Raw genomic sequence first — 9935 nt, 5'->3', positions numbered from 1 at the left:
CGGCTTCCCATCGTAAACGCTAGCGGGTTGAGTGTGAAGAACATGGCTGCAATCGCTCCTCTGATTTCGCCGCCAAAGAGTTCCTTGGTCAGCAGGTATACTACGACTGCGGTAAGCCCAAAGAAGAGAACCGAGACGAGTCTTGCGGCCTCTAACTGACTCAGGGGAGCGTGAATAAAGTGGTAGAACAGGGAGAGCGTATAGGGGTAAACCGGCGGTCTGTACATCATGTAAACTCCCTGGTAGGTGAAGTTGGTGGGGTTGGCGACTAGGTTTCTCGCTATGTCGATGTAGAGGGCACCGTCGTAGGTAAGGGTGTTCCATGGCGGAAACGTTGCAAGCTGTAGTGCAACGGCCGATAGGAAAACCATAAGCGGGACGAGCTTACCTCTCACTTTCATCACCTTCCCCCCTTGAGAGGTATGCCAGGTAAAAAAGCGTTGCCAAGAACGTTCCCTCAACCCCTATGTCCAGCATCAGGGTTCCAACGGTGAGGGCAAAGGCGCCGGTGAAGGGGTTTTTTGAGGCCTTCCTGAGAAGCGTCCCTATGAGAAGGGCCTCCAAAAGTCCGAAAATCCCAAAGTCGTAGGCAGGCTCCCCTATGAGCGTGTAAGTGTATCCTATTTCCTTCCCGAAGAGCCTCCCGACGTAGTACGTTGGGTTGTCCATGAAGAGAAGCCTGTGCCTGCCGAGGGGCATTCCCATCTGGAAAAGCCTCTCGTAAACCGTGTAGGAGCTTGCGGGCCTGTAGAGAAGGCTTCCCAAAAACCCGAGCTTCCACACCGAGTATCCCCTAACCGTGGCGCTGTACCTCGCGAGGAAAACTATCAGGAGTAGCAACGCGACGATGGGGAGAACTTTTCTAAGGTAGGGTCTTTTGGTTTTTGCACTCCGGTAGAGAACCCCCATCAGGTACGCAACGGCAACGCCCACTCCAATCGTCCTTGAGGTTCCGGCTACCGCTATCCCCTCCCCAACGATGAAGGGAATGAGCGAGGGCTTCGCTGCGACGGCTCCCACCGTTATGTAGCCGGCCGCTAGGTAGAGGTAGCGCACCCAGGTGAACCTCAGGCTGGGGTTGAGGAGGGGGACCCCACCCAGTACAGAGGCTATAATAACGAGTGCAATCGAAACAACCACAGCGGGAGCGACGCCCCTCTCAAGGGCGTTGTTGTCCATTAGGAACTTGAGCAATGCCAGTGCGGCGAGACCGCCGAGGAGGTAGGGCCAGCCCAGAACGACCAGCAGGACGGTTCCAGCGGCGAAAAAAATCCATGAAGAAACCCTTATTTCAATCTTGAGTCCTGCGAAAAGCAGGAGGAGGAACGTCAGGGCGTAAACGAGGGGGAGGGGCTTAATTCCCCCAAGGAAGCTGGAGTAGACGATTTTTCCAACAAGAGCCGCCGAGAAGTAAAGGATTACGAAAGCCACAAACAGCCGTTCGGGCCTCATCGTCCCCTCACTCCCCTCCACCCCCGGTAGAGGATGTAAGCCCCGATGAGGAACAGCGCGTAAACTGGAAGGTCGAGGATTCCGGTTTCAACGCCAACAATTCCGTAGGCGAGGGTTGAGTAGTAGATTGCCTTCGTTATGGGATGTCTCGCCTTTAAAATCATCCCGTAGTAGAGTCCGAGCAGGAACCCCTCGATGAGGGCAAAGACCCCGAAGTCAAGGTACATTCCGCCGAGGAGAGTCGGTGTAATGGTTGCCCCCGTGTGGACGTAGAGGAACTTCGCGACAAGCCCCCTTGGGGAATAGCCCCCTTTGAAGTAGGAGGTCACCCCCGCCCACTGGAGAGCTCCCCTGTAAGTTCCGTCCCAGTTGCCCCTCCAGACTATGACGTCGAGGACAGAGACCGTGCTCTGAAACCTCACCCAGAGGCTTGACAGACCGTTGCCCCTGAGGTACGTCACGGCACCGAGGAGAAGCGCCCCCACTCCAAACAGGCCTGCCAACTTTACCCGCGAGAGCCTCCCCCTTTCGCGGGCCTCCTCGTAGTAGGCAAAGGCCATGGCGAGAACCGATACCAGTATTGGGGTTCTGTAGGCGTACAGTGAAACGGCCAGGGGGTAGAGCAGGGCGTATCTCTTTTTCTTCATGAACAGATACGTCGAGGATGGAACCCCGAGAAAATACGTCAGTGCCGTCAGCCTCGGGTTTAGGTGGGTTCTAATGGCCGGCTCCAGGAGGGGCACCTTTCTGAGGAGGGCTATCTGAAGTAGGATTATGCCTATGGCTATCCAGAAGGCCCAGTTGATATATTCCTCTTGTATATCTAGTCCTAAGTCCCTCCACTCTATCTCGCTTCCCTTCTTTATTCCCCACAGGATGAAGAGAGCGAAGGCCGTGCTCACCGCTATCGTCTTTGGTTCAGCTAGTCCAACGGCGACGTACGTTATGAAGAGGATAGGAATTAGAACCGGCAGTCTCATGAAGTTCTCACCTCAAGGAGCGTCAGCTTCATGTTCCTCTCGTCGGAATTAACGTAGAGGAGGCCATAGGTGTAGACCTTGTAGTCCTTCAGGTAATGTATGAGATACTGGACGGGGACCATGCTGGCGGTTATCACTGCTCCGTTCGACGTGAGCTGGTTTATGGTTATCGAGCCGTACGTCTTGTAGTCTGCCTGATACTTCAGCATGCCTATTAGAATCGGCGTGACGTTGCCCTCTATGTAGATTTTTCCCGAGTACCTCACCGAGTAGAACTGGTCGGGTATCAATGAACCGAAGACCTCCGAGCCCGTTCCGAGCTTCGGCGGAACCTCATAGAGAAACACTTTCCCGTGGTAGATTATCCTTATGAGCTTGGCTTTTATCTGCTCCCTCGTCGCTTCGGGGCCCCCTACGGTGTAGGTGGTGCCGTTAACGATTATTGAGATCGTGGAACCCCTAACGCTGAGGAGCGTCCCCGTTATGGTCTGTCCGCTAACGGTTTTAACTACTATCGTAACGTTAAATCCCCTCACGAGCAGGCCATATGCTTTGTTGGCGGCCTCGTATATCTCACCGCCCTGATAGTGCTGAACTTCGGAGTTTACAAGCAGGCCGATGAGAGCTATAACAACAATTAGGATGCCCAGTTTTTTAACTTCCATGTAGCCACCACCCGGCCTCATGCCCTAACGGTGTCATGTTAAAAAATCTTTGTATGAAATCTTATTGAACAAATCTGCCTAGTTCGGTTCTCAAACGAACCCTACAAATCTTGTAAGTTCATTCTAGTCGAAATATTTATATCTAATGCCCCTTTAGCTACTATGCTACACACCAATAGGGAGGTGTCCTGATGAATCGGAAGGCTGCAAGCCTGATAATCGTCGTGGTTATGGTGCTGTCCCTAGTGCCAGCACTTCTCCCACCGACAACAGCGACCTCAGCGGTTGCTCAAAACAGCCCCCCAAGGCCGTCCATCTCCGTCGAGAGGGTATCTTCACCCACCCAGAACGCCGGTTCTGGAATTGTAAGCAGTACTCTAAAGGACTTAGTTAAGTTGGTTTATGAGAGATACCCGAACCAAGGAATATGGGTTCCCTTCAAGGTCGTTTCCGCGGTTCCAGTAAAAATTCAGCATCCCGGCATTAGGGTTGTGGGCAGTTCTGAGATAGCGGGCGACTACGTTTACCTTGTGATGCTCAAGTCCTCCCCGACGGCGGTAGGGGTTCTCGACAAAATAGCCCAGATACCTGGAGTTCTCGAGGTATCCCCTCTGAGCGATGTTAAGCCGCTTGTGGCGATGCTCAGCGAGACCTCCAAGCCCACGGTAGCTGACTACATGAAGGTTCTCTCAACATCCTTCAAGGGCAAGCTCCTCCCCGGCATGGATTTTGTCTACAAAACGGAACTCAGAACTCCAACGACCCTCAACGGATTCAAGGTGCTCTCCTTCAGGGAGCTGGCACCCAGCCTCGCCAAGGTAAGCCCTGAGGTCATGGCTTCCTACCTAGAAGCTAAGGAGAAGGCGAGCAGATTCGTCGGTGAGAACTACCCCGTGCCCAAGCCCAACGACATATTCTCGACCATCGACGTCGGCGCCCTTAAGGCGTGGAGCAAATACGGGATAACCGGTGAAGGAATTCACGTCGCCGTTATAGACAGCGGTGTTGACTTCGGAAACCCTGACTTAAGCGATACCTACGCCGTTGAAACAAACCCGAACTCCCCGTACTACGGCTGGCCGATAGCCTTTGACAGTGCCTCGATGCTTGAGTACCTCCTCTTTGGTGGAGCGTTCCCCAACCTGTTTAAGTATCCTCTTTACTGGCCTTGGTACTCGAACACCAGCCTGTTCACGGGGATTCCAATGCTCTTCAGGTTCCCGTACGTCCTCGGTTACCGCGGAACAAACTTCACGGTTGCCTTCTCGGGAATGAGCCTTGCCAACATACCCAACACCACCGCAAGGGCCGAGCTTATAAACGAGGTTCTCCAGTACCTCTTCAACGGAACCCCGACCGGTCGGATACTCCTCGTTGATGACGACAACGGCCCGGACAACAACGGAACCCTCTGGTATGACTTCGACAGCTACTACACCTCTGCCCTCGACCTGCTCGGCTACAACTACACGCTCTACCGCGTTGTTAATAACGACAGGCCCAACTACACCGTTCTAAAGAACTACTCGGCGGTCATATGGTTCACGGGAATGAACAACGAGAGCTTCACAGCCGAACAGCTCGGGAACATAAGCGAGTACCTTGACAGCGGAGGAAAGCTGTTCCTAATCAGCACGAACTTCCTCGACACGAATGGATTCTACATACCGGCAAACTACACCTGGCTCATCAACCAGACGAACGTTACCGCCCCTCCAACTGGCAACTACACCTTCTACTCAGTTACAATAAACTCCACGGTTGATAAGTTCGTCGTCAACACGACGGCAGCCAACGCGTCCCTTGACGTAGACCTTTACGTCCTCTACAACGGCAGTATTGTCGGGATCTCTGCAAGATGGGGCCCCAACGAGAGCGTGGTCATAAACAACCCGCAGCCCGGCCAGTATTTAATCGTGGTCTACAGCTACGACAATCCTGGCAACCTTACGTACAACATCGTTGCCTACACCGTCAAATATGGAACTCCCCAGCAGACCGACTTCAACAAGAACTACCTCCACGTTTCAAACTCGACCTACTACCTCCTCAACCTTGGAATACCGAGCGTTGGCATGGACAGTGCCGGAACGTTCAGGGTCGAGGCCGTGAACAGGGGTGCCGTTAACGTAACCGAAGGCTACATAGGAATTCCGTACTACTACCTCGACCCCTCGACGACGGACTTCCAGGCCGACCCAACGATACCCGGTGCGAACGCAACGGTGCTGACCTTCGGCTACATGGCCCTTCCAGTGAACTTCAGCCGCGGAATCCTCATGACGAGGTTGCCCCTCAACCTCAACCTCACGCTCCCCTTCGAGGGTCCGGTGCACATAGGCATGCACCCTGACCTTGCGTTGGCAGTGATAAACACTCCGCCCGACTCCTACTACATAAACCCTGCCTTTGTGCTGGTCGTTGACTCGAACGGCGACGGAACCTACGATAAGGTCTACGTTGACCTCACCACCGACTGGGGCAACCTGGTGGACTTCAACGAGGACAGCGGCCACACCAAGGCCAACCCCGTGGTTGCGTGGGACCTGTTCAAGACGACGTTCGTTCCAGGAAAGGGAGCTGTGGACGTTCCCGGTAAGGACGGATACGCCGACATCTCCGGAGGACTGATTTACTTCATAGCCGACGGCAAGACCCCGATACCGTACTCCACCGTTGTGGCCCAGCGCTGGGGACTCCCGCTCAGGATTCCGGGCAACGGAGGACTGGTTGCCTTCATGATTGGAAGCGTCTTCGCCGGGGGACTCGAACACGGAACCCTCTGTGCAGCGGCCATAGCGGCGCAGGGCAGGACCGTTGGGCCGGAGGGACTCGCCGAGCTGACCAACACAACACCGAACTTCTTCTATCCCGTCGTTGGAGATGCTATAAACGCCAGGATAATAGCTGAGGGAGACCTCTACACGATGATGTCAAACTGGCTCGACCTGATGTACTTCGCCACCGAGGGCTACGACGGCGTCCCGGGAACCGGAGATGAGGCGCAGATAACCAGCAACAGCTACGGAATGGACCTCATGTACGTCTACGACAGGGGCTTCAACTTTGAGGACAGGTTCCTCAAGCTACTCAGCCTCGAGAGGCCCTTCACGGTGCACTTCTTTGCGGCCGGCAATGAGGGACCCGGCTACGGAACCGACTCGAGCAACGGTGCCTCTCCGGGTGTCATAACGGTCGGTGCCGCCACCGAATTCGGCTACCGCGTTGCCCTCGGCTGGAACGCAGTTGACGAGCACGGGGATGTTGCGGACTTCTCAAGCAGGGGTCCAAACGCCCTTGGACAGGTCAAGCCCGACATACTGGCCACAGGCGAGTTCGCTCTTGGCAGCACGACCCTCAACATGCAGGCATGGAGGAGCACTCCGATAATCGGTGGGGTGTTCGCCAACGAGGTATGGGCCGGAACCAGCCTTGCAACGCCGACCGCCGCGGGTGTTGGAGCGCTCGTCGCAGAGGCGTTCTACATGGCTCATGGGAGGTATCCAACCCTCCAGGAGATGAGGAGCATACTCATGTCCGCGGCGGAGAACACCTACAACGACGTCTTTGAGCAGGGAGCGGGTTACATAAACGCCACCAAAGCCGTTGAAATCGCCCTTGGAATCGGCGGAATAGAGGCCTCACCGAGCAAGTGGCAGGCGGGAGCGGAATACGACACCTTCCCAGGCGTCCTCTATCCGGGAGAAAGCGCCGCCGGAACCTTCACGCTGACAAACTACTACAACACCTCAGTTACCGTTAACATAACTCCCGGCGTCGTTGAGAGCATAGGTAGGGTTGAAATTCCGATATACAACGTAAGCTCAAACTTCACCTCTTGGCCGTTCCTCAACATAACGGGCCTCATCCCGAACGGAACGCAGCTCATGAAGGTTACGGTCTATCCAACTGCATCAAGCGGTAGCGTTGCCATGCTCGTCAGGGTCTACGGGGACTACGGACTCATACAACAGGGAGGAACCGGTGAGACGGTATGGTTCACTGTTAAGGAGCCTCTCGAAAGGTCTCCTGATGTTTACCTCCAGGTCAGGCAGTACGGAACCGGAACGTTCAACGGCACGATAGTCCTTCAGTTCTACAGGATAAGCCCGTGGAAGTTGGTAAACGTCACCCCCGAGACCATCCAGATACCCGCTAAGTCCTCCGTCCAGTTCAAGGCAACAGTTACGGTGCCGGAGAACGCATCCTACGGAATCTATGAGGGCGCCATATACGTTGACTATCCAAACGGAACCGTTACCATACCCGTCAGCATAGTCGTGGGCTCACCGGAGGCGGACTTTACGTTTGGAGGGGTTGGCAGTGCAGGCGGTCTCTACGACAACGCCAACCTCTACAGCGGCCAGGGCTACGGTGACTGGAGGCTGTTCTACTTCAACGTCTCCCAGGAGAACGCCACCAACGGCTTCATCGTCAGCAAGGTAATCTGGAACGACTGGGCACCCGTCTACCAGACCATACTCCAGCCCTACGTGGACGGTTTCAGCATGAACATGCCGGGCATCTTCGGACCGTACACGCTCAGAACGACGAAGGAGCTTGGTGACATAACGTTCTCGGGAACGGGGCTTGAGAACATACTCGTGTCAAAGGCCGTTCCGGGTCTCAACGCCCTGTGGGTCTTCGCACCCTACGGCGGAACCAAGCCCGCGATAAACTTCGTTGGACACGTCGGAATCATGAAGCTCTCACCACAGCAGTGGACCGAGGTCAGGAGCCTAACCTCAAGCAAGACCTTCAGCCTCTACATGCCGGAGTGGCTTGGAACTCCGGTTGTCCACGCCTACGGATTTGGAGCTCCCATAGAGTACCTCAACCAGCTCGCCCCGAACACCAGTTACTCCAACTTTTACACCGTCAACGTAACCAACACAACAACACTCCTCGACGTCTGGACCGAGAGCGTCTGGGACACCATAGCGGGTCTCGACATTGACCTCTACGTGTACTACAATGACAACGGAACATGGGAGCTTGTTGGCTCATCAACGAGCCCCACTGCGGACGAGCACGTTGTGTTATACAACCCGAGGCCGGGGCAGTACATAATTGAGGTCTACTCATGGGAGAACCCCGCACCGGGACAAGCGACATACAACCTGTACGTTACCCTTATGGACAGCGAACTCACGGCAACGGCGGTTCCCCAGGACAACGGACACTATAAGGTGGTCGCCAGCTACGCCCTCACGGAGTCCCAGCTCAAGGGAACCGAGCCGCTCTACGGTCTCATAACGATAGGCGTTCCCGAGGACCCGGAGCTCCTTACAATACCGGTTAAGCTCCTGCCGGCTTCCCCGATAGCAATGAAGGCCGACGTGGATGTCATTGGAACAACCATAAACGGCACCTTTGACCTCGGTGGACAGCTTACGTTCACTGCCTTTGTTGTGAACAACGGGCCCTTCAACGCCTCAAACGTTACCATCATGGTCTATGAAAACGGAAGACCCACGACGCTCTCCACTACGATTCCGGTCATGAAGCCCTTCGAGGTCTACAGGATAAAGGTCACGGTGCCACTCCTCACGCCGGGACTCAAGACCTTCACCCTCAGGGCGCAGACCCTCGATGATGTTGACCTTGCCAACAGTCAGGTTTCGGTGTTCGTTAAGCCCGTCATTCCAGAGCAGTTCAACGCAACCTACGACCTCATCTCGGGGGTTTCAGGTGTCAGCGTCGAGAGGTTCGTCAGCCTCAACGGAAGGTACGTCATGACAATCGACGGACCGCACGGGGCAGAGGCGGTTGCCGTCTTCAAGCTTCCGTCAACGACAACGAGCTACGCGGTCCTGCCGGTCAGCAACATAGATATACTCAAGGTATGGACCGAGAACACCACCGACGGAATACTGCTCTACGTTAAGGTGAAGCTACACTCGCCGGGAACCCTTGCGGTTGACTACACGACACCGTCCACCCTCAACCAGATGCTCGTGATGCTCAGCTACATGTACTACCACAACTACGTCAGGTACAACCAGACGTTCACCGAGCTTTACGCCAACGCTTCCGCGATGGGTGTCAGCAACGAGACGCTTGCCCTCGCCGAAGCCCTCTACCAGAACGCCACCATGGAGTTCCAGAAGGTAATGGAGATTTCAAACGGCAACCTCTGGGGAAGCCTTGGAGACTTCAGAGTATTCATACACCTCCGCCTGGCCTACGTGGACATCAAGAAGGCGGTAACAATACTCGAAGAGGCCATAGCGAAGGTCCAGGGTTCCTGAGCTTAGGTTTTTAACCCCTCTTTCCCCTTTTCTCCCGGTGGTGAAATGATATACGTCAAAGTTTATCGCGTTCAGGGAGAAGTCCTTCTCGCGGCATGCGACGAGGAACTGCTGGGAAAAACTTTCAGGGAAGGCGAGCTTAAGCTTGAGGTCAAGGAGCGCTTTTACAGAGGGGAACTCGTGGAGGAGGACAGACTGGAGGAGCTGCTCGAGGAAGCGACGATAGCGAACCTTACGGGTGAGCGGTGCGTCTCGAAGGCGATAGAACTCGGCTACGTTAACCCCGAAAGGGTCCTGAGGATTCAGGGGGTTCCCCACGCCCAGATGGCAAAGATGTTCTTCTGACTGTTCACGTTTTTAAGCGAAACCTCCAACTTCAGTGGGGTGAGAGCATGGAGAGGTTCTGCTATCGGTGCGGAATTAGCGAGAAGGAAGGCGGGCCGCTAATCGATGGACTGTGCCAAATCTGCTACCTCAAAGAGAATCCCGTTCTGCTGATTCCGGACGAGGTGAACACGGAGCTGTGCCAGAACTGTGGTAGCTACAAGAGGAGAGGGGTCTGGGTCGACCCAAAGAGCTACGAGCTT

At 55.0% G+C, this 9935-nt stretch carries 7 protein-coding genes; 3 read left to right on the top strand and 4 right to left on the bottom strand.

Going from position 1 to position 9935, the window contains the following annotated elements:
- From MVK46_RS05295 to MVK46_RS05280, 4 genes are all read right to left on the bottom strand, one after another.
- The coding region (locus MVK46_RS05295; RefSeq protein WP_297535601.1) for a glycosyltransferase family 39 protein at positions 1-401 on the bottom strand (401 nt) is incomplete at its 3' end.
- Positions 385-1473 (bottom strand): hypothetical protein, encoded by a 1089-nt coding sequence (locus MVK46_RS05290; RefSeq protein WP_297535600.1) that lies wholly within the window; start codon positions 1471-1473, stop codon positions 385-387. The genes MVK46_RS05295 and MVK46_RS05290, both read right to left, overlap by 17 nt.
- On the bottom strand, positions 1449-2432 hold the full coding sequence (locus MVK46_RS05285; protein WP_297535599.1) for a hypothetical protein: 984 nt from the start codon (positions 2430-2432) through the stop codon (positions 1449-1451). The genes MVK46_RS05290 and MVK46_RS05285 overlap by 25 nt, the downstream gene beginning before the upstream one ends.
- A complete protein-coding gene (locus MVK46_RS05280; RefSeq protein ID WP_297535598.1) occupies positions 2429-3097 on the bottom strand; it encodes a hypothetical protein in 669 nt (222 codons plus the stop codon). Before MVK46_RS05280 ends, MVK46_RS05285 begins: the two co-directional genes overlap by 4 nt.
- Positions 3098-3288: 191 nt before the next feature.
- Here MVK46_RS05280 and MVK46_RS05275 point away from each other — a divergent pair, with 191 nt between their 5' ends.
- The 3 genes from MVK46_RS05275 to MVK46_RS05265 form a co-directional block, all read left to right on the top strand.
- Positions 3289-9348, top strand: coding sequence for a S8 family serine peptidase (locus MVK46_RS05275; RefSeq protein WP_297535597.1), 6060 nt, complete (start codon positions 3289-3291; stop codon positions 9346-9348).
- A gap of 45 nt (positions 9349-9393) precedes the next feature.
- Complete coding sequence (locus tag MVK46_RS05270) at positions 9394-9693, top strand: DUF424 domain-containing protein (RefSeq protein WP_297535596.1); 300 nt, start codon at positions 9394-9396, stop codon at positions 9691-9693.
- A gap of 47 nt (positions 9694-9740) precedes the next feature.
- Positions 9741-9935, top strand: a 195-nt coding sequence (locus MVK46_RS05265; RefSeq protein WP_297535595.1) for an NMD3-related protein, incomplete at its 3' end; no start/stop codon positions are given.

Origin of the sequence: Thermococcus sp. (assembly GCF_027066465.1) — an archaeon.
GTDB lineage: Archaea > Methanobacteriota_B > Thermococci > Thermococcales > Thermococcaceae > Thermococcus.
Note: the sequence above shows the minus strand (reverse complement) of the source record. Positions and strands in the feature narration are given on the sequence as shown.